The organism is Paenibacillus alba, assembly GCF_013204855.1.
Taxonomy (GTDB): domain Bacteria; phylum Bacillota; class Bacilli; order Paenibacillales; family NBRC-103111; genus Paenibacillus_E; species Paenibacillus_E alba.
Genome location: NZ_JABMKZ010000033.1, coordinates 38,162 through 64,042 on the forward strand (window position 1 = coordinate 38,162; position 25,881 = coordinate 64,042).

Annotated in this window: 23 protein-coding genes; 14 read left to right on the forward strand and 9 right to left on the reverse strand. The window is 48.7% G+C overall.

The annotated features are described in order from the left end of the window. The first annotated feature begins 84 nt into the window (after nt 1–84). From HQN90_RS29115 to HQN90_RS29150, 8 genes are all read left to right on the forward strand, one after another. Entirely contained in the window at nt 85–1,197 is a 1,113-nt protein-coding gene (locus HQN90_RS29115; RefSeq protein WP_173225625.1) for an iron-containing alcohol dehydrogenase family protein, read from the forward strand. A gap of 33 nt (nt 1,198–1,230) precedes the next feature. Beyond that, entirely contained in the window at nt 1,231–2,316 is a 1,086-nt protein-coding gene (locus HQN90_RS29120) for an ABC transporter substrate-binding protein (protein WP_173225628.1), read from the forward strand. Between the two features lie 34 nt (nt 2,317–2,350). Continuing rightward, nucleotides 2,351–3,133 (forward strand): ABC transporter permease subunit, encoded by a 783-nt coding sequence (locus HQN90_RS29125; RefSeq protein ID WP_173225631.1) that lies wholly within the window; start codon nt 2,351–2,353, stop codon nt 3,131–3,133. A gap of 25 nt (nt 3,134–3,158) precedes the next feature. Next, entirely contained in the window at nt 3,159–4,364 is a 1,206-nt protein-coding gene (locus HQN90_RS29130) for an aminotransferase-like domain-containing protein (RefSeq protein ID WP_173225634.1), read from the forward strand. A gap of 24 nt (nt 4,365–4,388) precedes the next feature. Beyond that, nucleotides 4,389–4,850 carry a GNAT family N-acetyltransferase gene (locus tag HQN90_RS29135; RefSeq protein ID WP_173225637.1) on the forward strand — a complete coding sequence of 154 codons (462 nt, stop codon included), beginning with the start codon at nt 4,389–4,391 and terminating at the stop codon, nt 4,848–4,850. A 16-nt stretch (nt 4,851–4,866) separates the two neighbouring features. Further along, on the forward strand, nt 4,867–5,931 hold the full coding sequence (locus HQN90_RS29140) for an LLM class flavin-dependent oxidoreductase (protein WP_173225640.1): 1,065 nt from the start codon (nt 4,867–4,869) through the stop codon (nt 5,929–5,931). Between the two features lie 502 nt (nt 5,932–6,433). Continuing rightward, nucleotides 6,434–7,588, forward strand: a complete 1,155-nt coding sequence (locus tag HQN90_RS29145) for a Gfo/Idh/MocA family protein (RefSeq protein WP_173225643.1) — start codon at nt 6,434–6,436, stop codon at nt 7,586–7,588. Nucleotides 7,589–7,614: 26 nt separating this feature from the next. After that, entirely contained in the window at nt 7,615–8,694 is a 1,080-nt protein-coding gene (locus HQN90_RS29150) for a Gfo/Idh/MocA family protein (RefSeq protein WP_173225646.1), read from the forward strand. Nucleotides 8,695–8,715: 21 nt separating this feature from the next. Here the strand turns inward: HQN90_RS29150 and HQN90_RS29155 are convergent, their stop codons facing one another. The 3 genes from HQN90_RS29155 to HQN90_RS29165 form a co-directional block, all read right to left on the reverse strand. Further along, entirely contained in the window at nt 8,716–9,588 is an 873-nt protein-coding gene (locus HQN90_RS29155) for a helix-turn-helix transcriptional regulator (RefSeq protein WP_173225649.1), read from the reverse strand. Between the two features lie 233 nt (nt 9,589–9,821). Then, nucleotides 9,822–10,586 (reverse strand): hypothetical protein, encoded by a 765-nt coding sequence (locus HQN90_RS29160; RefSeq protein WP_173225652.1) that lies wholly within the window; start codon nt 10,584–10,586, stop codon nt 9,822–9,824. Between the two features lie 43 nt (nt 10,587–10,629). Beyond that, nucleotides 10,630–10,806 (reverse strand): hypothetical protein, encoded by a 177-nt coding sequence (locus HQN90_RS29165; RefSeq protein WP_173225655.1) that lies wholly within the window; start codon nt 10,804–10,806, stop codon nt 10,630–10,632. Nucleotides 10,807–11,019: 213 nt separating this feature from the next. Between HQN90_RS29165 and HQN90_RS29170 the strand changes: the two genes are divergently transcribed. The 4 genes from HQN90_RS29170 (at nt 11,020) to trhA (ending at nt 14,009) form a co-directional block, all read left to right on the forward strand. After that, complete coding sequence (locus HQN90_RS29170; protein WP_173225658.1) at nt 11,020–11,346, forward strand: hypothetical protein; 327 nt, start codon at nt 11,020–11,022, stop codon at nt 11,344–11,346. A gap of 211 nt (nt 11,347–11,557) precedes the next feature. After that, on the forward strand, nt 11,558–12,658 hold the full coding sequence (locus tag HQN90_RS29175) for a glycosyltransferase (protein WP_173225661.1): 1,101 nt from the start codon (nt 11,558–11,560) through the stop codon (nt 12,656–12,658). After that, a complete protein-coding gene (locus HQN90_RS29180) occupies nt 12,655–13,281 on the forward strand; it encodes a glycerol-3-phosphate acyltransferase (protein WP_173225664.1) in 627 nt (208 codons plus the stop codon). The genes HQN90_RS29175 and HQN90_RS29180 overlap by 4 nt, the downstream gene beginning before the upstream one ends. An 83-nt stretch (nt 13,282–13,364) precedes the next feature. Then, on the forward strand, nt 13,365–14,009 hold the full coding sequence (gene trhA / locus HQN90_RS29185) for a PAQR family membrane homeostasis protein TrhA (RefSeq protein ID WP_173225667.1): 645 nt from the start codon (nt 13,365–13,367) through the stop codon (nt 14,007–14,009). A 188-nt stretch (nt 14,010–14,197) separates the two neighbouring features. On the opposite strand, the gene HQN90_RS29190 is transcribed toward trhA, so the two are convergent. Further along, on the reverse strand, nt 14,198–15,091 hold the full coding sequence (locus HQN90_RS29190) for a helix-turn-helix transcriptional regulator (protein ID WP_173225670.1): 894 nt from the start codon (nt 15,089–15,091) through the stop codon (nt 14,198–14,200). Nucleotides 15,092–15,273: 182 nt separating this feature from the next. Between HQN90_RS29190 and HQN90_RS29195 the strand changes: the two genes are divergently transcribed. Further along, nucleotides 15,274–16,683 (forward strand): HEAT repeat domain-containing protein, encoded by a 1,410-nt coding sequence (locus HQN90_RS29195; RefSeq protein ID WP_173225673.1) that lies wholly within the window; start codon nt 15,274–15,276, stop codon nt 16,681–16,683. Between the two features lie 900 nt (nt 16,684–17,583). Here the strand turns inward: HQN90_RS29195 and HQN90_RS29200 are convergent. The 3 genes from HQN90_RS29200 to HQN90_RS29210 all read right to left on the reverse strand — a co-directional run bounded on the left by HQN90_RS29200 (nt 17,584) and on the right by HQN90_RS29210 (nt 19,531). Further along, on the reverse strand, nt 17,584–17,811 hold the full coding sequence (locus tag HQN90_RS29200) for a hypothetical protein (protein ID WP_173225677.1): 228 nt from the start codon (nt 17,809–17,811) through the stop codon (nt 17,584–17,586). Nucleotides 17,812–18,024: 213 nt separating this feature from the next. After that, the gene (locus HQN90_RS29205; RefSeq protein ID WP_173225680.1) at nt 18,025–18,873 is read right to left on the reverse strand and encodes an AraC family transcriptional regulator; all 849 of its coding nucleotides are present in this window, start codon (nt 18,871–18,873) and stop codon (nt 18,025–18,027) included. A 4-nt stretch (nt 18,874–18,877) separates the two neighbouring features. Then, the gene (locus tag HQN90_RS29210) at nt 18,878–19,531 is read right to left on the reverse strand and encodes a TetR/AcrR family transcriptional regulator (RefSeq protein WP_173225683.1); all 654 of its coding nucleotides are present in this window, start codon (nt 19,529–19,531) and stop codon (nt 18,878–18,880) included. 141 nt (nt 19,532–19,672) lie between these two features. Here HQN90_RS29210 and HQN90_RS29215 point away from each other — a divergent pair, with 141 nt between their 5' ends. Next, a complete protein-coding gene (locus tag HQN90_RS29215) occupies nt 19,673–21,175 on the forward strand; it encodes an MDR family MFS transporter (RefSeq protein ID WP_173225687.1) in 1,503 nt (500 codons plus the stop codon). A 99-nt stretch (nt 21,176–21,274) separates the two neighbouring features. On the opposite strand, the gene HQN90_RS29220 is transcribed toward HQN90_RS29215, so the two are convergent. Together HQN90_RS29220 and HQN90_RS29225 are read right to left on the reverse strand one after the other, a co-directional pair. After that, nucleotides 21,275–24,214, reverse strand: a complete 2,940-nt coding sequence (locus HQN90_RS29220; RefSeq protein WP_173225690.1) for a DEAD/DEAH box helicase — start codon at nt 24,212–24,214, stop codon at nt 21,275–21,277. Further along, the gene (locus tag HQN90_RS29225; RefSeq protein WP_173225693.1) at nt 24,211–25,767 is read right to left on the reverse strand and encodes an SWIM zinc finger family protein; all 1,557 of its coding nucleotides are present in this window, start codon (nt 25,765–25,767) and stop codon (nt 24,211–24,213) included. The genes HQN90_RS29220 and HQN90_RS29225 overlap by 4 nt, the downstream gene beginning before the upstream one ends. Between the last annotated feature and the right edge of the window lie 114 nt (nt 25,768–25,881).

Below are 25,881 nucleotides of genomic sequence, written 5' to 3' on the forward strand. Positions count from 1 at the left end.
AAATGGTACAGTATGGAAATAAATCCGATATAAACGATGTGAATTATGAGGATAAATCCAACTGTGTGAAAGGAGATAAGAAGTATGATTTCGTTTAAAGCACCGGAGCGCTATTGGAATGAGTCGGACATTTTATCAAAAAGCGGAGCGCTCATTGCTCCATTAGGTCGGAAAGCGCTCATTATTGCGGGCAGAAATTCGTTGGAGGCCATTCAGTCTTCGTCTTTTCTCACGAGTCTGCAAACGTCAGAAATCACCTATTCCATCGCGGTATTTAGCGGGAAGGTGACAACAACAGAGATTCAGACCTACTCTAATATCGCGGCGGAAAAGCAAGTTGATGTCATTATTGGCATCGGCGGCGGCAAGGCCTTGGATCTCTCCAAAGCTGTCGCGGATCGGTTAGAAGTTCCCGTAGTGGCCGTTCCAACGATTGCGGCGACTTGCGCTTCATGGGCTGCTCTATCGGTGCTGTACGATGACTTAGGCCGCTCTTCCTCGTATTTGCTTTTGAAACGCTCACCGACCGTCGTGCTGGCAGATCTTCGTATTTTGGCTGCTGCTCCCAAGCGCTATCTGGCTTCCGGCATTGGAGATACCCTGGTGAAATGGTATGAAACGGTGGTCAATCACAATGAGGAGCCCGAAGGCTTGGATATTCGCATAGCTACGCAGACGGCCAAACTTGCCCTCGAACGACTGAAGACGCATGCGCTACAAGCCTACGAAGCTGCAGGTACAGGGGTAATAACGCCAGCTTTCAAGGAGGCTGTTGACGCTGTCATAGTTCTAGCGGGCTTAGCGGGAAGTGCGCAAGGAACAACGCCCAGAGCTGGGATTGCCCATGCAATTCATAATAGCTTGACGTTTATCCCTCAAACGAGCGGGACGCTTCATGGCGAGAAGGTTGCTTTTGGACTACTTGCACAGGTTGTGTTGGAGGGACGAGGAGAGGATGAAATTCAAGAGCTTGCTGCTCTGCTCCATCAATTGGGATTGCCGCTTACGCTGAGAGAACTAGGCATAGTGGAGGATCCCGAGCCCATTGCCACCGCAATTGCGAAAGGCGTTCAGCTCCGCAAGGAAGCGATTCAAGGCTTATCTTTTGCCGTGAATGAAGCAAGCCTCGCGCAAGCCATTCTATCAGCGGATAGGTGGGGGCAGCGAATCATCCAGTCTGCTTACGTGAAGCATTAAATAATTTATACATAAAAGGGGAGTTAACCACGCATGTCGATAGCCAAAAAGAGAGTTAGTCTAGCCATGATTTCATTATGTATAGCTGCATTTGCGGCAGGCTGTGCCAATCAAGCCGCCTCATCCGGAGATGCCAAAACGTCAAGTCCCCCTGCTCCATCGCCTTCAGCCTCAGCGAAGTCTACTGCGGCAGCGCCTGCGGTTGATTTAAGCAAAGTAAACTTGCGAGTCGGTCAAACAGGGTGGAATAGCTTGGAGATTGGCTTCAAGGAAGCTGGTCTTACAGATACTCCGTATAAGCTGCAATTCAGCGTCTTCCAGGGCGGGAATCTGCAATTGGAAGCGATGGCTGCCAACAACCTGGATTTGGGCTCAACAAGTGAAATCCCGCCTATTTTTGCTTCCCAAGCAGCGAACGGCGGCAATTTCAAAGTGATCGCTTCCTTTGAATCAACGACGCTCAACCAAGAAATCGTGATTCCCAAAGGTTCTCCGATCAAAAGCGTCGCAGAGCTGAAGGGGAAGAAAGTCGCTTACGTTAATGCCACGACAGCCCACTACTTTTTAGTCAAAATCCTGCAAAATGCCGGTCTGTCCTGGTCTGATATTGAAGCCGTTCCGTTATCGACCTCCGATGGACTTAGCGCTTTGATCAGCGGCAAAGTAGATGCTTTGGCAAGCTATGGGAATGCCATTATCTCCGCGCACCAGAATGGAGCTACGGAGCTGGCAAGCGCCAAGGATATTTTGTCGGGAAATTTCTTGTATGAGGCTACACCCGATGCCATTAACGATCCCGCCAAGCATGCCGCTATTGTAGATTTTTTAGGCAGATTGAATAAATTTTATGCATGGACACGCAGCAATCAGCAAAAATGGGCTGAAATTACGGCAGCCAATACGAAGCAGCCCGTGGAGCAGGCTTTGGACACTCTCAAAAAGGGAGAGATTCAGCGCCCCTCTAAGATATCCGCCAATTTCGACAAAGCGATTGCGTCGGAGCAGGATGTCGCCGATGCGCTCACTAGCGTTGGGCTGTTAAAGAGTAAAATTGATGTCAGTGCAACTTGGAGCAGAGCTTTTGAGGAAGAATTGAAAAAAATAACCACAGCGCCATAGGAAAAGCCAAGCTGCGAAAGGGGGTTGAGCAGAAGTGAAAGAGTCAAAGGGAAGAGAACGTTTCTATGTCGTCGCTCCTTGGATAATCCCTATTCTGTTAGTTGTGGCTTGGCATGTTCTGACGACGACGGGGATTATTGCCGCGAATGTATTGCCACAGCCTTTGAAGGTTCTTAGTGTTTTTGCGGCCATGCTGAAATCAGGCGAATTGCTGACCCACATAGCCATTAGCTCGAAAAGGGCGCTTAGCGGGCTGCTTATAGGTGGAAGCATCGGGTTCCTGCTTGGCTTGTTGAACGGTTTTTCTCGTGTCGCGGAGAAGCTGGCGGATTCGTCGATTCAGATGGTTCGCACCATTCCGCATCTTTCCTTAATTCCGCTGGTCATTATCTGGTTTGGGATTGATGAACCGGCGAAGCTTGTGCTGGTGTCCTTGGGTGTCTTCTTCCCCGTATATCTCAATACGTTCCATGGGATTCGTTCGATCGATGCGGGTCTTATTGAGGTGGGCAAAGTGTATGGCCTCAGTCGCCTCGCTTTGTATTGGCACATCATTTTGCCGGGGGCGCTGCCTTCCATCTTGGTTGGACTTCGATACGCCTTGGGGATTATGTGGCTTACGCTTATTGTCGCAGAAACGGTTGCTGCCAAATCAGGGTTAGGCTACATGGCGATGAATGCACGGGAATTTTTTCAAATGGATGTCATTGTGTTAAGTATTCTGATCTATGCTTTGCTCGGTAAATTATCGGACAGTGCAGCGAAATTATTGGAAAAATGGTGGCTGGCGTGGAATCCCAACTACGTCAGACCCTAAATACAAGCAGGTGGAGGAACAAACGATGTCCCAAACAGTAGACTCCTTTTCTTTTGCCAAACGGATTCCGGCAACGCCATCCATCGGCAGCACGACGGTCACGAAGCAGGATCATGTACATTTATCTTTTGGCTTCGCTGCGCCGCATTTATTCCCCATCGAACAGCTTTCCCAATCGGCCGCAGAGGCGGTCACGCTGCATGGGAGGAAGGCACTGCAATATTCAGGCTCTGTTGGTCCTGGGCAAATCCTGAAGTGGATTCAGGCACGCTCCCAAGTGCATGGCATTCATGTAGAGCTTGATCAAATCTTGGTGACTTATGGTTCAACGCAGGGCATAGATTTGGCGACGAGAATTCTTGTTGAGCCTGGGGATCATGTCTGGGTGGAATCTCCTTCTTTCTTCAGCGCGCTGCAAGCCTTTCGAACGGCTGAGGCGGAAATCACGTCTTTTCCGATTGATGAAGAAGGCGTCCGTGTAGATTTGATTGAGAATGCCTTGCTGAATGCCAAGCAGAATGGCAAACCGCTGCCCAAGTTTCTATATACGATGCCAACCTATCATAATCCCGGCGGTGTCACGTTATCCGTTGAGCGGAGAAAGCGTCTTGTGCAGCTGGCGGAAATTTATAATTTTTTTATTTTGGAAGACGATGCTTACTCCGAATTGAATTTTACAGGCAACCGGTACCCTCCGCTGTATACGTTGTTTCCGGAAAGAGTCATTTATCTCAATACGTTTTCCAAAATCATTGCGCCTGGGCTTCGTCTCGGTTGGATCATTGCAGATTCCCGTGTAATTGCCAAAATAAAGCTGCTGAATCTAGGCGGCAGCATCGGTGTATTTACTCAAGAAATCGTCGCGAAGCTATTGGACGGTTTTGCTTTTCAGGAACATGTGGATAGCTTAATCGACCATTACCGCCAGCAAAGGGACGTTATGGCCAAAGCGGTGAAGAATAGCTTCGGCGAGCATGTCACATTTCATCTTCCGGAGGGAGGCTTCTATATCTGGCTTCGTTTCGCGGATGAAGTGAATACAAGCGACTTCTTGGAGGATGCGGCCCATCGAGGCGTGAGTTTCGTGGATGGCAAGAGCTTCTATGTCAATCCGGAGGGCTTTCAGTATGCTAGGCTCTGTTTCAGTTATGTGAGCGAAGATCAGATTGTTCGCGGGGTGCAGAGCTTCGCAGATGCTTATTTTGCTTACATCAATAAAGCTGTTTCCTAATTTTAAAAGAGGTGAATGTAACCGATGATTTCTACCATAACGGCTGCCAAAGAAGATATCCGAGCAAGTGAATCCGAGCAATTAATACGCGAGCTAAGCGCAGAATTGGGTCGGCTCTATGATTCCGACGGGACCGCTGGCTTCCAAGCTTCCGATGTGGAAGTGCCTCGATCAGCTTTCATCGTGGCGCGTTCGGAGGGGCACCCTGTAGGCTGCGGTGCTTTGCGTCCGATCGACGAAACGACGGTTGAGGTCAAACGCATGTACACGCGTCTCGATTTCCGCCGTAAGGGCGTAGCTCAAGCTATTTTGGCCGAAGCGGAACGGCTTGCACTTGAGTACGGCTATACCAGCATCAAGCTGCAGACGGGTCCCAAACAACCGGAAGCTGCTGCGCTCTATGAACGAGTGGGCTACTATCGCGTGCCTATTTATAGCGGGAATTGGGATTTAGTACTGGCTTACCAAAAGGATTTGAATCGCTGAAGGGAGATAACCGATAATGAAATTCGCTTTATTCAGTCTTATGATGAATCTCCCGAATGCCTTAACTGGTGAAACACTGACAACACGTCAGAAATTTGAAAATGTACTCAAACAGGCTGAGCTTGCCGAGGAGCTGGGTTTTGAAGCCTATGGCGTAGGGGAGCGGCACGGAGAACCATTCCTGTCCTCTTCGCCCCCTGTTGTTTTGACAGCGATTGCTGCGAGAACCTCAACGATTCGGCTGCTGACGACGGTAACCGTGCTCAGCGTGCTCGACCCCGTCAGAGTCGCGGAGGATTATGCGACATTGGATCATCTATCCGACGGCCGGTTGGAGCTCATCATCGGGAAAGGGAATGATCCTCGCCACTATCCGCTATTTGGAATTACCGAGGAGGAGCAGTGGGACTCGCTCGCCGAGCGTTATGCGCTGCTCAAAAAGCTATGGGAAGAGGAAAATGTCACTTGGGAAGGACGGTATCGCACCCCGCTTCATGGCGTGACGACCCAGCCAAGGCCGTTTCAGAAGCCGATTCCCATTTGGCATGGCAGCGCGTCGAGCCAGCTTTCTACAGAGCTTGCGGCGAAATATGGCGAGCCTATTTTCTCCTCGAATACGTTTCACCCACAAGCGAAGTATAAAGCGCTTATTGATCATTATCGCGAGCGTTTAGCTCATTATGGGCATGATCCGGCCAAAGCCGTCGTAGGCTCAGGTTTCGGAAGCTTATATTTGGCGAATACTTCGGAGGAAGCCATAAAGCGCTACCGCCCTTATTACGATGCCTTCCGGGCAACCGCTTCAGCTCAGCATAATAACTCGCCCTTCAAGAATTTGGAGGACAATATTCAGAATGGTCCTGTACTCGTTGGCAGCTCGGAGCAAGTGATCGAGAAGATTCTGAACTACCAAGCCGCCTATGGACATCAGGTGCTGAGCATCAGTGTTGACGGGTTAACCGAGGCAGAGCAGCGCGAGCAGGTCGAACGGTTTGCGACGGAAGTGATGCCGGTGCTGCGTCGTGAGGTGCCCAGCACGGTATGGGAAAATCGGCCGGCACTCGTGCAGGCGAGAGGCTGAGCTGTTTGCCGCATGATCGTACACGAGATATAAGCTAAAACCAGACCCCTGAAACCCGTCTATGGAGCAGCGCCGCTGGCGCGTACTCCGTGAAACGTGGATTCGGGGGTTGTTTGCCATGCGAAAATATGGCGAAACGGAACTAGGGTCCGCTAATTGCCAAATAATAAGCAAAATCGGAGTGAAGAGGAACTGGAGTCCGCTATTTCCATGTAAACTGCCTACATGCAGGCAGAAACGGAAAAATAGCGTATCCTAGTTCCTCTTGTGCATCTATTTAAACCAAATGGAGTTAAATAGCGTACTCCAGTTCCGTTTCAGGTAGAAGGGGCATACCGTTATCCCTAGTCTTAGGGAATGCGCAGTCCCAATTGCATCCTAGTCTGATGGCTGACGTTGAGTGAAAAACCGCAAAATAGTGGTATTTTTGCACAAAGTCACGTCACTTTTGAAACCGTATTCTTGATACACTGGTACCAAGAAGCCAAAGGGGGATGAAGAGATGCTCAAAGTAGCCATAGTTGGTTCCGGAGCGATTGCCGCCGCACATATTGAAGCTTATTTGCAATTCCCGGAGCGCTGCACGATTGTTGCGATAAGCGATATCTATGAGGATAAAGCGCAATCGCGCATCGAGCAATACAAGCTGAATGCGAAGGCCGTGAAGGATTACAAGGCCTTGCTTGTCGATGGGATTGATCTCGTTTCGATATGTACGCCTCCTTATACACATGCTTCTCTGACTGTAGAATTTCTTGAAGCGGGGTCTCACGTTATCGTGGAGAAACCGATGGCATCCTCTCTGGAAGAATGCGATCTCATGAATGAGGCAGCTAAGCGGACAGGTAAATTCGTATCAGTAGTCGCGCAGAACCGGTTCAAGACGCCGATGATGAAAATGAAATCGGTCCTCGAAAGTGGTCTGATGGGCAAAGTTTTGCATGTTCAAGTGGATTCCTTCTGGTGGCGAGGCCACTCGTACTACGATCTGTGGTGGCGTGGCACTTGGGAAAAGGAGGGCGGCGGACCTACGCTGAATCACGCGGTGCATCATATCGACGCATTGCTTTGGATGATGGGCAGCCCGAGCGAAGTGCAGGCATTCATGAGCAATGTTGCGCATGACAATGCGGAGGTCGAGGATATTTCCATCGCGATGCTGCGCTATCCAGACGGTTCGCTGGGCCAGTTGACGAGCTCGGTTGTGCATCACGGCGAAGAGCAGCAGTTGATATTCCAAGGAGCGCATGCCCGTGTCTCCACGCCTTGGAAAGTTAAAGCTTCCAGCGCGTTGACCAATGGGTTTCCAGCAGCAAATCCTGAACTCGAAGCTGAACTGCAGGCTTATTATGAGGCATTGCCTGATGTGGCATACGAGGGACATGCGGGTCAAATTGACAATGTGCTGGCAGCGATTGAAACCGGTGCTGCGTTATTAATAGACGGCTATAGCGGTCGAAAGACGCTTGAATTCATTACGGCCATTTACAAATCGGCCAGTACCGGACAGCTTGTGCAACTGCCGATTGGACCGGAGGATGCTTTTTATACACGTGAAGGTGTGCAATTAAATGCCACACATTTCTATGAGAAGCAAACGTCGATAGAAAATTTCACAGCAAACAGTCCCATCTCAACAGGAAGCAGCTATAACTAATAACATAGAATAGGGGATTAATGATTATGCAAAAAAGTGACGGAATGAATTATGCGCCCATCGGTACCTTCAAATCAGTGTGTCAGCCTGGAGAATTTATTTTCGCGGCAGCAGCCTTAGATCATGGGCATATTTATGGGATGTGCAATGGCTTGAAAGAAGCAGGCGGAGAATTAAAGTGGGTCTATGATCCTGATCCCGCTAAGGTGGACAAGTTCGTGGGCATATATCCGGGCGTGCGTGTTGCCGCATCTTTGGACGAAATTCTGCAGGATACAGATGTCAAGCTTGTGGCCAGCGCTGCTATTCCATCTGATCGAGGACCGCTTGGATTAAAAGTTATGTCCAGCGGGAAAGATTATTTCACGGATAAAGCGCCGTTCACTACACTAGAGCAGTTGGAGGCGGCTCGTTCCAAGGTTGCGGAAACAGGACAGAAGTATGCTGTGTACTACAGCGAGCGGTTGCATGTTGAAAGCTCGATCTACGCGGGTCAATTGATTGAGCAAGGGGCGATTGGCCGAGTCCTCCAAGTCATTGGTCTTGGACCCCACCGGATTAGCTTGTCTAGTCGACCGGATTGGTTTTTCAATCGGGAGCAGTTTGGCGGCATTTTGTGTGATATCGGGAGTCATCAAATCGAGCAGTTTCTGTTTTTTACAGGGGCCAAGGACGCCAAGGTTGTTCATAGTAAAGTCGCGAATTATAGCTATCCGCAGCATCCTACGTTTGAAGATTTCGGCGATGCAACTTTGATCGGAGACAATGGGGCGACGGGGTATTTCCGTGTGGATTGGATGACGCCGGACGGGCTCAGCACATGGGGGGATGGGCGTTTGACCATTCTAGGAACAGAAGGCTACATTGAGCTTCGCAAATACGTAGACATTGCCAGAGATGAGACGGGTGATCATGTGTATCTGGTCAATAAAGACGGGGAGCAGCATTTTGCGGTAAAAGGCCAAGTTGGTTTCCCTTATTTCGGCCAACTGATTCTTGATTGTCTGAATCGCACAGAGCTTGCCATGACGCAGGAGCATACGTTCAAGGCAGCGGAATTATGTTTAATTGCGCAGCGCGATGCGATCCATCTAACACAAAGATAGCCTAGGTGTCTGACGTCAAGCTTACTTTTGACGTTGATTGCGAAACTGATGGGGCGTGCTGCCCATGTGGTTTTTAAACATTTTGCAGAAGTAAGAAGTGTTGCTTAAACCGATGGTTTCACCGATCTGGGCAATGGACAGGTCCGTTGCGTTCAGCAGCATAACAGCTTGCTGGATGCGGCGTGCCGCCACATAGTCAGAAATGCTGCCGCCTGTGCATTCTTTGAATAAATGGGACAGGTGGTGGGGGGATAAATGAAGCTCGCTAGCCATAACTTCCAGGCGCAGCGGCTCCGTGTAATGCCCCTCCAACCAGCTGAGTATGCGCTCAGCTTGATGCTTAATGCGTGTCGGACCGGCGACGCTTCGCTTAATTTCGCTGCGTTCCCAGATCGTTCTAAAAGCGCGGAAAAAAGCAATTAAAAATAAGGAAAACTCCTCCAGATAATCTTGCCTGGGCAAATCAGGCAGCTTTTCCTCCAGACTTGGAAACAAAGATAACAACGGCTCGGGCTCGCCTATCGCATAGAGGCAGGGCGCGGGCAGTTTGTTCGTATACATATGCTTGAAAAAAGCGAGCAAGCTGGGCCATTTGTCGAAATAGGGCTCATAAAGCGATGGCTCGTAATGCACAATGGAACGAATAAAAGGCTGCTCGGCGTTCATTTGAATATGGTGAAGCTGGAACGGTTGGAAAATACATAACATGCCAGCGGTAACTTCGTAGCTCTTCTGATCGACGATCAATGTCCCTTGTCCTTCATGGATGAACAAAATTTCAACGCCCTGATGCGCATGAAACGTCCCTTGGTATTGGGCACTGCCGATCGTTTGCCGGCGATGCGTAAAATAAAGCGGCATCTCGTTTAAACCCAGATTTTGAATATATGTCATAAGAGGCACTTCCCTCTAGCCTTGATAGGAGCATATTTATTATACATGAAACCTCCGAGTAAGCTCTAGAGATTCCACACAGGCAGGATAAACATCAGGTAGAGTCATGGCTGGGGGGATGCCAAATACTAAAATAACCTTCAATGCCACGGTAACGTGAGATTGAAGGTTATGATGAAGGCCACACATAGGCATAAAGCTGGTTTAAAGTATGCCTAGAGCATGCTTTGCTTTTATTCGGCAGTTACTTTTTGCATTTTAGCCGGGTTGTTGATTTTGTAAGGCACGGGATGTTTGGACAGCTTTTTGGCGACTATTTTACACTCGAAGGTGAGGGTGTCGCCGATGGCAAGCTCCAACTTTTTCAGGGTATTGCTGTGGCTGGACCACGCAGTATCGACAATGAGCGCGGGCTCCAAGATGGAGACGGCTTCGTAGATCACGACTTCATCTTCCGTATCTGAGAAATTGTTCGGTACCGTTGTAAATTCTTTGACGGTTGCGATCATCTTCACCTTGTCTTCAGGGAGCTCCAGCTTGGGAGCTTTTTCTTTTTTAGCTTTGCTTTTGGCAGAAGGGGGCTTGTCCGCTTTTTCTTGTTGAACGTTGTTCACTTCAGCAGGCACATCGTTCGCAGCCAGTTCAGTTACAGCGGAGATTTCTTCTTGCTGAACCTCACCCTCGGCAACTTCAGCGGAAGTAGCGTCTTCAGCCGTTGCTGTAAGCCTTTGGCTGTAGTTAGCAGCCTGCATTTCTTTCAGGTAAGAGGGGTGAATGCAGTGCAGCTGTTCGTTGTCGAAGGCGATGACAGCTGTCATTTTGTCGACGAAGCCTACGATGCGGCAAGGCATGTTCATGCCATTTCCTTTGTAGAAGAAGGCTTTCGTTTTGGTCGCTTTCTCTGAAAGCAAGCCCCAATCTTTGCATTGGTCCAGCTGTTCGGTTTCGTCTTCGAAGGTGTTATAGGTTAGGGGCTGGACGGTAAAAGTATGTTCCATCAGGTCTCCGCCTTTCAATTGTAGCTATGCAGCTCTCGTGTATTCATTCTTCTAACCGGTAATCATCGGTTTTCTCTCCGTCTTCCCAGATCTCGACGAAAAGGGCTTCACAGTTATCGAACTCTGCCGGCTTAAGCGACAGCGCTTTCTCCTCGTCAGGACCGACATACACATTTTCCATGGTCTCGCCGTCGAAGGAGAGAATGACGTATATTTTCATGCCAGAATGCCTCCAGTAAGTTGATATTGACCATTATAGCATAATCCGGGAAATGTTCGTACGCAGGAAGATGAGGGCCATGTTAACGCATGAATTCTAAAGAATTCATAAAAAATTCTTTGTTGAAATTTTAGAAATGGATGACAGGGAAATGTTGGATGTTGTCGAAACTTTATCATTGCAAAACATGATAGATAGAGGGGGAACAAGTTGTTGGTAATTTGGAAAGGTTGGGGAATTTTGGCGGTGTTTATGGCGATGGCAGGTTTCGTCATTGGCATGATGATTGAAAGTGCGATTTATGGGTCTTCTAAAGGCATCCTGCATGGTTGGCCATACACGCTTACCTTGATTGCGGCAGCCGTGGGCATATGGTTCAGCGGCAAAGCATTGAATAAAAGCGCCGGACGGGTGCTCGTAGATCCGCAAACGAATCAGCAATTCAAAATGGGGACGCCTCACACCTTATTTTTCATTCCGATGCAATATACGTCGTTTGTTTTAGGCTTAATCGCTATACTGATGTTATTTTCAAAATAGGCTCGTTCAAAAGGCCATTCATTTTCCCGCTGTGGGGGAGTGGATGGCTATTTTTGTCCATTCGGAAGGATGATGGAAGGTGCTGCCCGGCCAAAAGGATGGGTTTAAAATCATGCCAAAGTTCATATATATCAATACAAGCTGGCTCTCCAGACGTAGCAGTCAGCACTTAAAAGGGGCGTGCGAGTGAAGGGAAGAGGAGGTTTCGTGGATGGCGATATGGATCCTATGTCTATGTGGAATCGGATGTCTCTCAGGATTCCTGTTGTTTCGCAAAAACGTGCTTAAAGTCAGCCAAGAACTGGACTTGAACAAGGTAACGCTGTCTGTCATTATCCCTGCTCGGAATGAAGCGGGCAATTTGCCGCAGCTTCTTCATGCGCTAAAGATTCAAACGCTGGAACCGTATGAAATTATTGTGGTGGACGACTTTTCGGAAGATGACACACAGGCTATTGCCGAAAGTTATGGGGCAACAGTGATTGCGAATCCTAGTCTTCCCGAGGGATGGACGGGCAAGAACTGGGCAGTTTGGAACGGATATTTGCAGTGTTCCGGCAATCTTATCGCTTTCCTTGATGCCGATATTAAGCTTGCACCGCGGGCGCTTGAAACATTGGTTAAAGTTCGACATCAAGCCGGCGGGGTTATTTCTGTCGTTCCTTTTCATTTTACGGTGAAATGGGTTGAAAGGTTGGCGCTCATATTTAATTTTTTAGGCGTATTCGCCTTTACATCGCCATTTGAGAAAAATAATCCCCAAAAGGGTCTTTATGGCTCCTGCATTCTCACGACAAGAGAAGATTACGAAACAATCCAGGGACATGCGAGCATACGCTCAGAAATGTTAGATGATTTGAACCTTGGCGCGGCTTTTGTGCGGGCAGGCATTAGCGTCACGAATTTTCTGGGAAGCGGCCTTGTTTCTTTTCGCATGTACCCAGAAGGGATGAAAAGCCAGATTCAAGGCTTCGGCAAAGGGGCTGTATTAGGTACGTCCAAGTTGAGAGGCGGTACCATCGCACTGGTAGCTGTTTGGGTTATCGGGCTGATTGTGTCAGATTCTTTTTTTCTATTTATCCCTACCTCATGGGGGCTGCCGCTGTTCATCGGGTATTTGATGTACATGCTGCAATTATTTTATTTTATTAAATACGTCGGTGTTTTTGGAGTTCTTATGCCGGTGCTGCATGTCCTATCAACCTTGTTTTTCCTATTTGTCATGTTGTATTCCGCCTATCAAGTTGTATTCCTGGGCCATGTATCCTGGAAAGGAAGGAAAGTCAAAGTAGGAAGCAGGCGAGCACTATGATCATCGTTTGGACGTTATGCGCTTTTGTATGCGGCTCTTTGATGTTTTCTTATTGGCTTGGCCGCATAGCTCGGACAAATTTGAAGGTGGTTGGAGACGGGAACCCTGGAGCATTGAATCTTTGGAAAGCGGCGGGCTTCAGATGGGGGATTATGGGAATCGTGCTCGATTTTCTAAAAGGTTATCTGATCCTCGTGTTGTTGCTTGGCAGCAGCCGAATAGAGGGCTATGCGATGATTCCCGTTGCGCTGGCGCCGATTGTCGGGCATGCCTTTTCGCCTTTCCTTAAAGGCAGGGGAGGCAAAGCCATCGCGGTGACTTTTGGCGTTTGGAGTGCTTTGAGCGGATTTGAGGTTTCACTTGCTCTTGCCATCATTTTAGCTGTTTTTTTAGGTGTTATAAAGCTTATCAACAAAGGCAAGCCCACATCGCCGGTTTCAGATGGCACGCAGGTTGTCATTGGCTTGCTGCTTGTTGGCATTTATTTGCCTCTAAGAGGATTCAGCGGCGCGGTCATTTGGGTATGGGTTGGTAATCTGTTGTTAATTGCCTACACACATAGACATGAACTGCGAGCGAGTTGGAGGCAGCTTTTCAATAGAACCGTTAAATCCATGAAATAACGCAGGGGTCGCTCCTATCTGATTACATACTAGTCCCGACTGTGGGAAAAACTAGGATGGTCAGAAAGGAGTGACCCCTTGTCATGGAAACCGGTCTTCATTTGAGGGAAGAACGTTTAAATGCCATTAGTCATGGTATTGGCGTGATACTAAGTGTTATGGGGCTTGTGCTGCTGCTTCAGCGTGCCGCGATGTTCCAAGATTGGACTTATACGATTAGTAATTTCATCTATGGCACCTCGTATTGCCTTGTGTATCTGTCCTCCACACTCCTGCATAGCTCCCGCTCCCGCAAATGGAGCGAACGCTTCGAGAAGCTGGACCATGCTTCCATTTTTATCGCGATAGCGGGTTCATATACCCCATTTCTTCTCATTACGCTGCCAGGATTCACTGGTTATACGTTATTAGTTGTGATATGGGCGCTGGCGCTGGCCGGTGTTCGTTATGTTTCTTTTATTATTAAACGGTTTATGCCATGGGGGCTGATCTTTTACATGGTCATGGGAGGCTTCATGATGTCGTTAATCCTTCCGTTGTACCATCGGCTTCCAATGATCGCTGTGATCTGGATTGTGCTTGGCGTTATCGCTTATTTGGTCGGATTGATGTTTTTTCTTTGGCGAAATTTAAAGTATCATCATACCATTTGGCACTTGTTTGTGCTTGCCGGAAGCAGTTGCCACTTCATCGCCGTGTACGGGTACGTCATGCCCTCGCTCCTATAAGCTGGGACCTATCCGGTTAATGCTGAATTTCCTGCCAAATGTGCTCGCCGGCTTGCTCCAATTTATAAACCTAGACTCTTTGAGCGATGGGAGCAATTGCGACCTTGTGTCCGATCTAGAAGGGAAGCAGCCTTGAATAGAGACTTTTCTCACGAAGTTAGCACAAGACTAAGATGATGTTGGATAAGTTACTGGGAGGACAGTCTTCGTCGTGCTTCTGAAGGCGGATATTGCTTATATTTCTTATATAGCTTTGTAAAATAGTTGGCATTTCCGCAGCCGATCCGCTCAGAGATTTCCGAGACGGTCCACTCCGTTTCCCGGAGCAAGCGATCGGCTTCCTGAATGCGCAGCCAATTGATGTAATCAATGAAGGTGCGTCCAGTCAGCCTTTTGAATGTTTTGCAAAAATGGTAGGGATTCAAGTTCACCATCCGGGCTGCTTTTTCCACGGTAAGTGGTTCTGCGATATGGGATTCCAAGTACTGAATCAACGGTTTGAAGGACTCCGAGTGACGCTTTGGAGCGGGTTTAGCTGCGAATTTATCGGCAAGGAATTGCCGCGAAAGCCGTGTGAACAGAAGCTGAAAGTTATGTTTAATGACCAGCTCGTAGGCAGGCTGCTTCTGCTCAAACTCGGTCGTTGATCCGCGAATTAAGTTCCGGTAAGGGGCTGCAAGCTCATCATTTGCCAGCAGCTTCACCGGAATATGAGCACGCCCATCAAGAAAAGGCAGAATATGCCGTTCATAAACAAGGTCAGGAGGTACTACGCGAAGCAGCGCAGCGTTAAAAACAATCGCGACATACTCCATTTCTTCATCTGCGGTACTATAGCCAACATGCAGCGCACCGGAGGGAACGAACAAGAGATCCCCGGCTTCAACTTCGTAAGGTTGGCTATCGATAAGGAACAAGGCTTTGCCATACTGCATGTCAATGATTTCAAAATGCTCATGCCAATGAAGATAAAGGATATTGGCATCCTTACTCGCATTCGCAGGGCGATTGCGATAAAACCAGATGGGGTAGCAGTTGTCCCACCGCGGTGTTTGTTCCATTAGATCCTGTGGGTATGTCATGGGTGGCCTCGCTTTCATAGGCAGATCGATGAGCTCATTTCATTCCGAATCGGGAGAAGGAAAGGGCATCTTAGTTTTGTGCTACCTCTAATTAAGATCGTCTATTATTTGTTGGCAGCGTCTTTCTTATAATAAGGATATTGTTACTGCAATTATACTAATGCCAAGGAGGCTGGAACAACATGCAGGAAAATAACCTTTTATTATTGACAGACGAACAAATGAGAACCTTTATTACGAACGGGTGCCTGTTGCTCAAAACGGACTTCTCCCCCGAGTTTCATGCGAATCTGCTGGAACAGCTAAACACGGTGTACACAGAAGAAGGTAACCCTGGAAATAATTTATTGCCTCGCATTCGGGATCTGCAAAAAGTGTTTGATCACCCGGTCGTAACTGGCGCACTTACGAGCGTGCTGGGACCCAACTATATGATGCATGCGCATCGACATGGACACTTCAATGCCTCTGATAAAGCCGGAGGCTGGCACAAGGACAGCTATTGGGGCTATGATCGCATGCGCAATCACCATCCCAATTGGGCAATGATTATGTATTTCCCGCAGGACACTCCCGTGGAATTGGGGCCAACTGGCATCTTGCCAGGCACGCAAAATCACCAATCCCGCAACTTTGAGTCGAGTGAACAGGCAGGCGAAGTATTGGCAAACGGGGAAGCAGGCACCTTCGCGTTGATTCATTATGATATTTGGCACCGTTCTACGCCGAACATCCTTGGGCAGCCCCGCTACATGCTGAAGTTTGAGTTCATGCGAACCGAGATGCCGCAGCAGCCAAGCTGGAACAACCAAGAGCGCGCTTGGAAGAGACCAACAAATCTCCTTGCGCCGATCGCTGAGCATGACCTCATGTGGGAGGAAACGTGGAACTGGTTATCCGGGGAAATCGGCAGTTTGGCCGAAACCGCTTCGCCGGATGCGGAGCACATTCAGGAGCTGGCCAGCCAGTTGGCTGGTTTTGAGCCTACGGCCATTAACGCTGCTTATGATTTGGCACGCAGAGGGCAGCTGGGGATTGAAGCTTTGCTTAAGGGACTGAACAGCGACAATGAGCAAGTGTCCCGTGTATCTACCTACGGATTGTCTGTTGCCGGAAGTGGTGCGGTTAAAGGGTTAACAGCAGCGCTAACCCATGAAAATAAGGACATCGTCGTGCGCGCTGTATTTGCTCTTGGTGAATTAAGAGGCGTGGCAGCTGAAGCTGCTCCGGCTTTAGTTAAGCTGTTCGAGCATCCAGCTGAAGAGGTCCGTATCGCTGTCGTCGATGCGCTTGGTTTCGTAGACAGACCAAGCGATGAGATTGTGGCTAGCTTGGCAAAAGCGTTGCAAGATGCGAACGCGCAGGTCCGCTTCATGGCGAGCTTATCCTTATCTCGCTTAGGTGCTTCTGCCGAAGCGGCAGTGCCGCAGCTGGAAGTTGCGCTGGATGACGAAAACCGCTATGTGCGTGCACATGCCGCGGAATCCTTGCACTACATCGGTACAGAGCGGGCTAAGAATACGCTCATTAAATATTTATTAAATTCCCGCTGGTGTCCAACTACGACGAAAGTTAACGCGTTCTATCCTTAAAAAAGTGTGGCCTGTGAAACTGCTTGTTCCCTATCGGAACGGCAGGTCACAGGCCGCTTTTTTGTTCTTGTGTGCTCGAAGCGCGGCAAGTGCGCTAGGATGCGCCGAGTGGGGGCAGGTGACCGAGTGCTAAGTGCCCCAAGCACCTCCAAGCACCTGGGGTACCTCCAAGTAGCGCAAGTAGCCCAAGTAGCGCAAGTAGCCCAAGTACCTCAAGTACCTCAAGTAGCCATGTAGCTCAAGTAGCTCAAGTAGCTCAAGTAGCTCAAGTAGCCCAAGTAGCTCAAGTAGCCCAAGTAGCTCAAGTAGCTCAAGTACCTCAAGTAGCCATGTAGCCCAAGTGCCTCAAGTAGCTCAAGTAGCCGAAGCATCCTAAGCATCCTAAGCACCCCAAGTACCTCCAAGTACCTCCAGTCACCTCAAGTGCCCCAAGTACCTCAAGTACCTCAAGTAGCCATGTAGCTCAAGTAGCTCAAGTAGCTCAAGTAGCTCAAGTAGCTCAAGTAGCTCAAGTAGCTCAAGTAGCTCAAGTAGCTCAAGTAGCTCAAGTAGCTCAAGTACCTCAAGCACACCAAGCACCTCCAAGTACCTCCAAGTACCTCCAGTCACCTCAAGTGCCCCAAATAGCCCAAATAGCCCAAGCCCCGCAACCCAGACGAAACGGAACTGAGATCCCTTATTTCACTGAAAACTACCACTAAACCTGTTCAAAGGGAACTGAGATCCGCTATTTTGCACATTTCAGCCTCAAATTGGCGATATTTCATCAAATAGCGTACTCCAGTTCCTCTTCACATGAGAAACTGCTTGATTTGTCCAAAATAGCGTATTCTAGTTCCGCCTGAGTTAGCATATGGAGCAACAAGGAGCCAAACCCAGCCAAACTCTAGTTGAACACAATTAAAAAGCAAAAAGAGAGAAAGAAACAAGTACCTCAAGTACCTCAAGTACCTCAAGTACCTCAAGTACCTCAAGTACCTCAAGTACCTCAAGTACCTCAAGTACCTCAAGTACCTCAAGTACCTCAAGTACCTCAAGTACCTCAAGCCCCCCAAGCCCCCCAAGTATCCCAGGCGCCTCAAGCCCCCCAAGTATCCCAGGCGCCTCAAGCCCCCCCAACCTAGACAAAACGGAACTAGGATCCCTTATTTCACTGAAAACTACCACAAAACCTGTTCAAACGGAACTGAGATCCGCTATTTTGCACATTTTAGCCTCAAATTGGCGATATTTCATCAAATAGCGTACTCCAGTTCCTCTTCACATGAGAAACTGCTTCATTTGTCCGAAATAGCGTATTCTAGTTCCGCCTGAGTTAGCATATGGAGCAAACAAGAGCGCTCACTCACCCAACTGCGGTTTCAGATCGCGAAAAGCCGTAGGCTTGAAGCCAGTATGCTCACGGAACATGCGTGAGAAGTACGATAACTCCATGCCGAGGGTGTCGGCGATTTGGGAAACATTTAAATCCGTCATCATCAAATAATCCTTCGCCTTCTCGCAACGAAGATGATTCATATATTGAATGGGGGAATAACCCGTAAATTGTTTAAATGCATTGATAAAGTAATTCGGATGGTAATGGGCGATGCGAGACAATGTATCGACAGAAACATTTTCAGCTAGATGTTGTTCCATGTAGAGCAGCACGCTGTTCATTTTCTCAAAAGTTGGTGTTGACGCCAAATTAAGTTTAACTTTGTCGCATTGATCAATGAAATCAGCGATACAGCTCATCATAACGGCGTTGAGTCTGAATTCTGAGGTTAGTTCATCGCTCTGACGGTAAGTAATGAGCTGCTCAAAGGTTGATTGCAGGGCTTCCGGGTCTTTCACCTTAATGAAAGGGGAGGTTTGCAGAATTTGGAATAAGTCCAAATCTCCGATTTTTGCTGTGAAATGGACCCAATATTTGCCGAAAGTATGCTCGCTGATCGTGCCGTAGGCCTGATCGCTTCCGGCCGGGAGCAGATAAAGCTCGTCTGGCTTTGGATAATAGGTGCGATCGCCAATACGGACGTAGCCTTCGCCCTCACGAATGTAATAGAGTCGATTAAAAGGACAAGCGTCATTCTCATCTTGCCAGGCTCGAGATACTTTGGTATAGGCCGCATAGGATAAATCAAGCTTAGCCTTGGCGATGTATTTTTTCCAGAAAGTACGTTGACTTTCATTCATATCTGTCTTCATGCTGTTAAATTCCTTTCACAAACAATCGGCAGATACCTTCAATGAACTGCTCTTTCGTGTATCCAAGTATTTCCCTATGGTACATATATTGATCAGGCATGAGAGAGCCAAGTATGGTATTTACGGTCAGGGTAACATCCAGCGGTTGAATCTCCCCTTGTTGAACAGCACGTTCCATTAGGGGGGCAAGGATATTATGCAACCGAATGAAAATCGGTTTCTTGTGCAAATAGAAGCTTCCCTTATCGTTATAAGTCATATTGACCGAAGAGAGCAGGGAGGCTTTATCATCGATGAAGTCGATAATCAGCTTGATCGAATTGGATACTTGACTCATCGCCTTGATCTCTGGAGCAGGATCGGTCAAACTTCTTTCCAAAGATTCGATGAACTGGGAAGTTGTTGAACGCAATAAGTCGCTGCAAACTTCCCCAATATGCGCATATCGGCGATAAAGTGTACCTTGACCTACCCCTGCTTCTTTGGCGATTTGGTGCATGGTCACGGTTTCAATGGCATGTGTTTGAAAAAGGTTTCGGGCCGTTGTCAGAATACGTCTCCGATACTCGGAATCCTTTTCTTCACGTCGACCACAAATTGTATGGGCTTCGAACTCTAGATTATACAACGAATCTTTGGGGTCATCGGTATGGTTCATGCGTGTACGCCTCCTGAAAACAATCCTTAACAAAATAATAATTTGACATTACGGACAATTGTCCGTAATATGGGGTTGCGGACAGATGTCCGTTACAATTGTAACATAAAAAGAGAGCGATTGTCGAAGGAGGAGCAGGAGATGAGTCAGAAAACAATATCCGGTGAAACCGAACCGGAATTTAAGATCAGCAGTATATTGGTACCGTTGATTGCTATTATAACAGGTATTTTTATGGTTATCCTCGACTCCACAGCGATGAATGTGGCCTTGTCGAAATTGGTAGTTGATTTTCAAACGGATTTGCCAACGATTCAGTGGACGGTAACGGGGTATATGTTAGCGACAGCCGCGGTTATTCCATTGGCAGGATGGTTATCCGATCGTTTCGGAGCCAAAAATGTATTCCTCACTTCCGTTCTATTGTTCACGATTGCCTCGGTCCTATGCGCAACTCCAAATAGTGCCGAATGGTTAATTATTTTCCGCGTTCTGCAAGGTTTAGGCGGCGGGTTCGTGATGCCGGTTGCCATGGCCTATGTGTTCCGTCTCAGTCCTCCTAGGAAAATCGGTCAAGTCATGGGTATGCTCGGTGTGCCAATCCTGTTGGCGCCTGCCATCGGACCTATTTTGGCCGGTTGGTTGGTGGAATACCATTCCTGGCATTGGATTTTCCTGATTAATCTGCCAGTCGGTATTTTCAGCTTTATTTTCGGACTGTGGAAACTGCCTGCGGTAGCCCGCAAGAAGATAGCCGGCTTCGACTTGCCAGGTATGATTCTTGGACCTATTGCTTTTGCCGCCTTATCCTACGGCATTACACAAGGCGCGGAAAGCTGGACTTCTGCTAAAACGCTTGGCGGAATTATTATCGGAGCCGTTGCCCTGATCGCTTTCATCATTGTTGAATTGAAGGCTAAGATTCCTTTATTAGAGCTGCGCGTGTTCAAATCGGTAGATTTCTCCTTTGGTATCTTTGTGCAGTGGGTTTTGCAATTTTCCTTATTCGGGGCCATCTTTCTGCTTCCGCAATTTCTTCAGCAAGCCCGCGGCTATGGCGCTTTTGATACAGGCATGACGTTATTCCCGCAAGCGATCGCGTCCGCTGTTATGATGCCAATTGGCGGCTTCTTATTTGACAGGATTGGTGTGCGTTGGTTAGTCGTAGTTGGACTGAGCTTAGTTTCCGGTGCAATCTTTCAATACTCGCATGTCGACTTAACGACAGAAGGATCTGATTTGATTCTGCCGCTCATTATGGCAGGCGCAGGTATGGGCCTCATGATGATGCCGCTGAACTCTCACTTGATCAAGAAAGCTCCACAAGATTTGGTTAGCCGCGTAACTTCGTTAACAAGTGCGATGCAGCAAGTTATCAACTCCTTCGCTGTGGCGACACTGGTGACTATTCTTTCTTCGCGAGTGACGTCAACGATTGCGGAGAAGAACATCCCGATCACGGGTCCGGCTGATATGCAGAAAGCTATGCTGGCAGTGGCGCCAGAGGCCTTCGGCCATACCTTCCGTGTGATGCTGTTTATTGCTGTCGGAGGGATTATCCTTGGTTTCTTCCTGCGTCGCGGCAAAGAACATTCCTCGGAAGCCGTGAAAAAAACAGAGGTCGTGCTAGAGGGACTTCACTAAAAGAGAATAAAAAGTGCAGGCTGCTTCTTAGAAGCAACCTGCACTTTTTGTTTACAGAGAAATACATTCTTTGCACTGACGCGGGGAGCCAGTTTCCGACTACCAGGATTTGCGAAGCGCGAACAAGTCGCTAAGCTCTTCATTCGACAGTTCCGTAATCCAGCCTTCGGAAGTGGAAATGACGTTCTCGCTCAGGCTCATTTTATTCTCGAGCATCTCGTCGATTCGTTCTTCCAAGGTACCAAGTGATATGAACTTGTGCACGAGAACGTTGCGTGTTTGTCCCATGCGATACGCGCGGTCAGTCGCCTGGTTCTCCACGGCGGGGTTCCACCAGCGATCGAAGTGGAACACGTGATTAGCTGCGGTCAAGTTCAGCCCCACACCGCCGGCTTTCAGCGAAAGCACAAAGATGCCCGGGCTGTTCTCGTCGCCTGCTTGGAACGTATCGATCATCCGGTCGCGTTCCGTTTTGGACGTGCTGCCGTTCAAATAAAGGACAGGTTCATTCCGCTGGGCCCGCAATACATCAGCGAGAATTCGGCCCATGCCTACGTATTGGGTGAAAATCAGGCAGGATTCGCCCTCGTCGCGAAGCTCGCCAACCATAGCGACGATCCGCTCGAGCTTAGCCGAACGCAGGATGAAGGCCTCGCGGCTGATCTCGGACAATAGGGATTCCTCGGAGAGCATCGCTTCCTTCGTTAACAGAAGAGGATGATCGCATAATTGCTTAAGCTGGGTTAGGGCTGCCAGAATCGCACCTTTGCGCTCCATGCCTTCCAGCTTCTGCATACGTTCCATCAGGTTCTTAACCGCTTGCTCATAGAGTGCGCCTTGCTCCGGAGTAAGGTTGATATAGACTTTCATTTCCTGCTTGTCCGGCAACGCGAGCTGGATCGCCGGATCTTTCTTTTTGCGGCGCAGCATGAAAGGTTTGACGAGCTTCTGGAGCTGAATCGTTCGTTCTTCATCCTGATGCTTCTCAATGGGATTCGCGAAGCGATGCTGAAACCCGCGCTGATTCCCAAGGTATCCAGGATTCAAGAAATCATAGATTGACCAAAGCTCGGATAAGCGATTCTCAATCGGTGTTCCTGTCAAGGCAATACGGTGCTTGGCCTGGAGCGAGCGAACGGCTGCTGATTGCTTGTTTTGAGCGTTTTTGATGTTCTGTGCTTCGTCCAGACAAAGCGAACTCCAGAGCGTTTCCTGCAACGTTTCTTGATCCATTAAAGCTGTTGTGTAGGAGGTAAGTACGATATCCGTACCTTTCAATAAGCTCGAGAAGGCTTCGCCGCTTAAGCGCCCTTTGCCGTAATGGAGAACGACGTTTAATTCCGGAGCGAAGCGGGCTAACTCCTTTTGCCAATTGCCAAGGACGGAAGTAGGACAAATGAGCAGGGCGGGCTGCTCCGCTTCAGATTGATGATGCAGCAAGTAAGTGATGAATTGGACGGTTTTCCCTAACCCCATATCATCAGCTAAGCAGGCACCCAATCCGAACTTTCTCAGGAAGCTCAGCCAAGTAAAGCCTTCTTTTTGGTAGTGGCGCAGTTCGGCTTGCAGTCCCTTGGGAATGTCCAATAAGTTCAGTTCAGAAGGCGAACCTAATTGATGCAGCAGGGCGAGGAGATGCGAATTTAACTCAACTTCCAGTTGAATTCTTTCATCTTGCGCCTTTGCTTCTTCTTCTGTTAGGCTGTCGGATGGCGATGCGTCTTTCTCCGATGCTTGGAGGAGATGCAGTTGGAAAATATCCTGCAACGATAAGCCTTCCTCCGGATTCACACTGGACATCAGCCTTCGAATCTGCTCAAGCAGGGCAGGGTCGAGGTAGACCCACTGTCCGCGGAACCGGATAAGCCGATCGTTGCGGCTGAGCAAGGCAGCGAATTCGGCTTCACTGAGATCCGAATCGCCAATGGCAATTCGCCAATCGAAGTTGACCAAGGCGTTCAGGCCAAAAAGCGATTGAGCTTTGCCGCCGCTGCCGCCGGCTTCGCTTGACACTTTGGCGCGCAACCGGGGTTTTCGCTTCGAGGCCGCTTCCCACCAGCCAGGCAGCATGACATTCCAGCCGTCCTCCAGCAGGCGCAGGCTGTCGGTTGTAAGGAAGGTCCAAGCCGCTTCATTGCTAAGCGGCTCAGCCAAAAGTTCGCGGCCGTCATGCAGGCCAGGCAAAGCTTCTGTCAATCTCGTCACCCAGCCGGGAGAACGTTCCTTGATGGAGGGACTCCAGTTGCTATCCCAAGTTCCTGATGCCTGTCCATCCAAGGACAGCCGAATCGGCGTGACCAGAGCGCCTTCGTTCTTATCCTGCAGGACAAGCCGAATTCGCCAGTCGTCGTCGTCTTCGTCCGGCTCCAAGAGCTGCAGCGCCGGGCGGAAGGGGGTTGTATCCGGCTTCCAGCCCAGAGATTGAAGCCACTCTTCCTCCGTGAAAGCATCTATGGCTGAAGGAGCGGATTTGCGCCCATGAAACAGCGCCGGATATTCACGCCGCAGATCAGCAAGTGAGGCTTCGCTCTTATAATGTTCAGTGGCAACAACCGCAGAAAAGGCGGCCTGTAAGCCTGCTATCTCCGAATCAAAGCCATGGCGGCCTTGAAGCGTGTCCCAATCCAACTGCTGAAGCTCTTCGGACTCCGTATCCCAGACCCACTCGAGCTTCCCCTCGCGAAAGGCTTGATAGCTCGGTACGTAATGGCCGTCTTTGGCAGCTTGATATAAGATCGGAGCTGCTGCAAGCAGTCCATTGGCTGTGCCATTGCCGCCTTCCCAACGTAGAATGTCCATGAAGCCTGGGGCTGCAAAGAATCCAAGGACCATATCCACAGGTAAGATGGCCACAGATACTTCACCTGCTGCTTGTATGTCCAAGGTTGTGCCATAGTAAGAGGGCTCATGCCACGCAAACAAAACTTTGCGCAGCATTTCCCCTGGCAGATCCCGTCCGTCCTGAGTTCCCCAGATGAGGGCATCTCCTGATTTGGATAGCGTCGTATATATCGTCATGTCATGCAATTTTGTAATCATCCCATAAGCTTTCCTTTCCTCAGCTCCTCCTGCAAAGCACGAAGTCGGCTGTATCGCTCTACGAAGCCGGCGAAGAAAATATCCCATCGCTCTGGCTGCTTCATCTTTTTGTACACTTTTTCCAATCGTTTTAGCAGCTTGGTTGCTGCCTTATAATCATGACGATTTTTCAAGCTTACATAATGATCGACGGCTTGATGATAGTAGGGAAGCAGCAGTACCGGCGATTCTTTCTCAATCGGCTGCAGAACACTCACGCGATGGTAGAAAGGGTCATGTCCCAGAACGATCTGCATTTCCAACCAAGCCTTCCATTTCCCTTGTTCATACAAGATAGCCTCGATGATGGCAAGTGAATGCGGTAAAAATTGCTCGAAAATATGCCACATCTGTTCTTCGGCGTGAGGCTCATAGCTGACAGCTAATTTCCAGAAGTCGGCATAGATCTCAAGCTTCTTGTTTTGTCTCATATTGAAGAAAGGCGCTGACTTACGAAGCCATGTCACTAGTCCTGCCCATTGTTGAGCTTCAGCCAGCTGATTCAATAAAGTAAGGAATAATGCGGCAGGCAGCTCCTTAAAGGAAGAACTCGTTGCCAAAGCGTCCCAGGCTTCATCACTTTTACCTTGCAGCAGCAGGATGTAAGCTCTCGCCGCCGAGACGGAAGGGGATGGTGAAACTTCGACCAAGGTCATAAGGTTGTCTTGTTCCTGTATAAGTAAGCGGTCAGCTTCGGGAAAAGGTGCAATCCAGTATTTCCAAAGTGCCGTATACACCCCGAAATCATGATATTTTTGACCGGAGTCTTCAGACATTTGCTCTCTCAAATAGGCTAATGTTTGATCAATCCGCTGGCTGGAGGCGGCGGGATTTACGGTGTCTGTTTTCGTCTTCAGCCACTCCAGCATTTCGTCTGAAAAGCGATAGATGGTGGAAGACGTGTAATAAGATGAAGTGGTGAGCGTCATCTGCTCTTTGATTTTACGGAAAATAAAAAGCCATTTGTGCAGCTCGAAAAAAAGCGAATCTATCGCTGGAAAATCAGGCGTTACTTTATTTAAATTGTTCAAGTGTTGTCGGAGTGCTTCTACATAGATGCCTTGATCGTAGGATGGCTTAATGGATGAAGCGTATTGATTCAGAAAATGCTGCCACCCCTGCACATCCATATTGGGCAGCTGTTTAAGGCTGGAATCGATATTGGAGTCCGCCGCCCGTTTGAGATACAGCTTCGCGTTCATAATTTGGGTCGCCGGATATCCTAGACGATCAGCGAGCTCCATCATCACCGCCGCCAGATGCTTGCAAGAACTTTGCATAGGACATGCGCATTGACTCAAGCTAAACGCATCCAGGTTCAGAGCTACCTTATAGGTCTCAGCTTCTTCGACAGTGGCTTGCACCCTGCGAGCCTCAGCCACGTTAAGTGCGGTGACCTGCTGCTGCTTGAACAAAGTAAACCCTCGACTCAGCGTAACCTCATTGTAGGCTTCAGCAACATACTCGAGCAGCTTCGGCCATTGGCTATCAGTTAAAAGGGGAGAATTGCTCATCGGAAAAGCTCCTTGTTGAGAAATAATAGTAACTTACAATCTTCTAAGTATAAATAGTGATGGCAAGAATGTAAATTTGATCATTTTGCAGGGATGTATATACCAGAATTTAGA

Coding starts and splice junctions, on each gene's coding strand:
- HQN90_RS29190 (WP_173225670.1), bottom strand. CDS start 15,091: ATGACATACCCACAGGATCTAATGGAACAAACACCGCGGTGGGACAAC.
- HQN90_RS29180 (WP_173225664.1), top strand. CDS start 12,655: ATGATCATCGTTTGGACGTTATGCGCTTTTGTATGCGGCTCTTTGATG.
- HQN90_RS29160 (WP_173225652.1), bottom strand. CDS start 10,586: ATGGAACATACTTTTACCGTCCAGCCCCTAACCTATAACACCTTCGAA.
- HQN90_RS29215 (WP_173225687.1), top strand. CDS start 19,673: ATGAGTCAGAAAACAATATCCGGTGAAACCGAACCGGAATTTAAGATC.
- HQN90_RS29120 (WP_173225628.1), top strand. CDS start 1,231: ATGTCGATAGCCAAAAAGAGAGTTAGTCTAGCCATGATTTCATTATGT.
- HQN90_RS29145 (WP_173225643.1), top strand. CDS start 6,434: ATGCTCAAAGTAGCCATAGTTGGTTCCGGAGCGATTGCCGCCGCACAT.
- HQN90_RS29225 (WP_173225693.1), bottom strand. CDS start 25,767: ATGAGCAATTCTCCCCTTTTAACTGATAGCCAATGGCCGAAGCTGCTC.
- HQN90_RS29175 (WP_173225661.1), top strand. CDS start 11,558: ATGGCGATATGGATCCTATGTCTATGTGGAATCGGATGTCTCTCAGGA.
- HQN90_RS29115 (WP_173225625.1), top strand. CDS start 85: ATGATTTCGTTTAAAGCACCGGAGCGCTATTGGAATGAGTCGGACATT.
- HQN90_RS29195 (WP_173225673.1), top strand. CDS start 15,274: ATGCAGGAAAATAACCTTTTATTATTGACAGACGAACAAATGAGAACC.
- HQN90_RS29165 (WP_173225655.1), bottom strand. CDS start 10,806: ATGAAAATATACGTCATTCTCTCCTTCGACGGCGAGACCATGGAAAAT.
- HQN90_RS29220 (WP_173225690.1), bottom strand. CDS start 24,214: ATGATTACAAAATTGCATGACATGACGATATATACGACGCTATCCAAA.
- HQN90_RS29150 (WP_173225646.1), top strand. CDS start 7,615: ATGCAAAAAAGTGACGGAATGAATTATGCGCCCATCGGTACCTTCAAA.
- HQN90_RS29155 (WP_173225649.1), bottom strand. CDS start 9,588: ATGACATATATTCAAAATCTGGGTTTAAACGAGATGCCGCTTTATTTT.
- HQN90_RS29135 (WP_173225637.1), top strand. CDS start 4,389: ATGATTTCTACCATAACGGCTGCCAAAGAAGATATCCGAGCAAGTGAA.
- trhA (WP_173225667.1), top strand. CDS start 13,365: ATGGAAACCGGTCTTCATTTGAGGGAAGAACGTTTAAATGCCATTAGT.
- HQN90_RS29140 (WP_173225640.1), top strand. CDS start 4,867: ATGAAATTCGCTTTATTCAGTCTTATGATGAATCTCCCGAATGCCTTA.
- HQN90_RS29210 (WP_173225683.1), bottom strand. CDS start 19,531: ATGAACCATACCGATGACCCCAAAGATTCGTTGTATAATCTAGAGTTC.
- HQN90_RS29205 (WP_173225680.1), bottom strand. CDS start 18,873: ATGAAGACAGATATGAATGAAAGTCAACGTACTTTCTGGAAAAAATAC.
- HQN90_RS29130 (WP_173225634.1), top strand. CDS start 3,159: ATGTCCCAAACAGTAGACTCCTTTTCTTTTGCCAAACGGATTCCGGCA.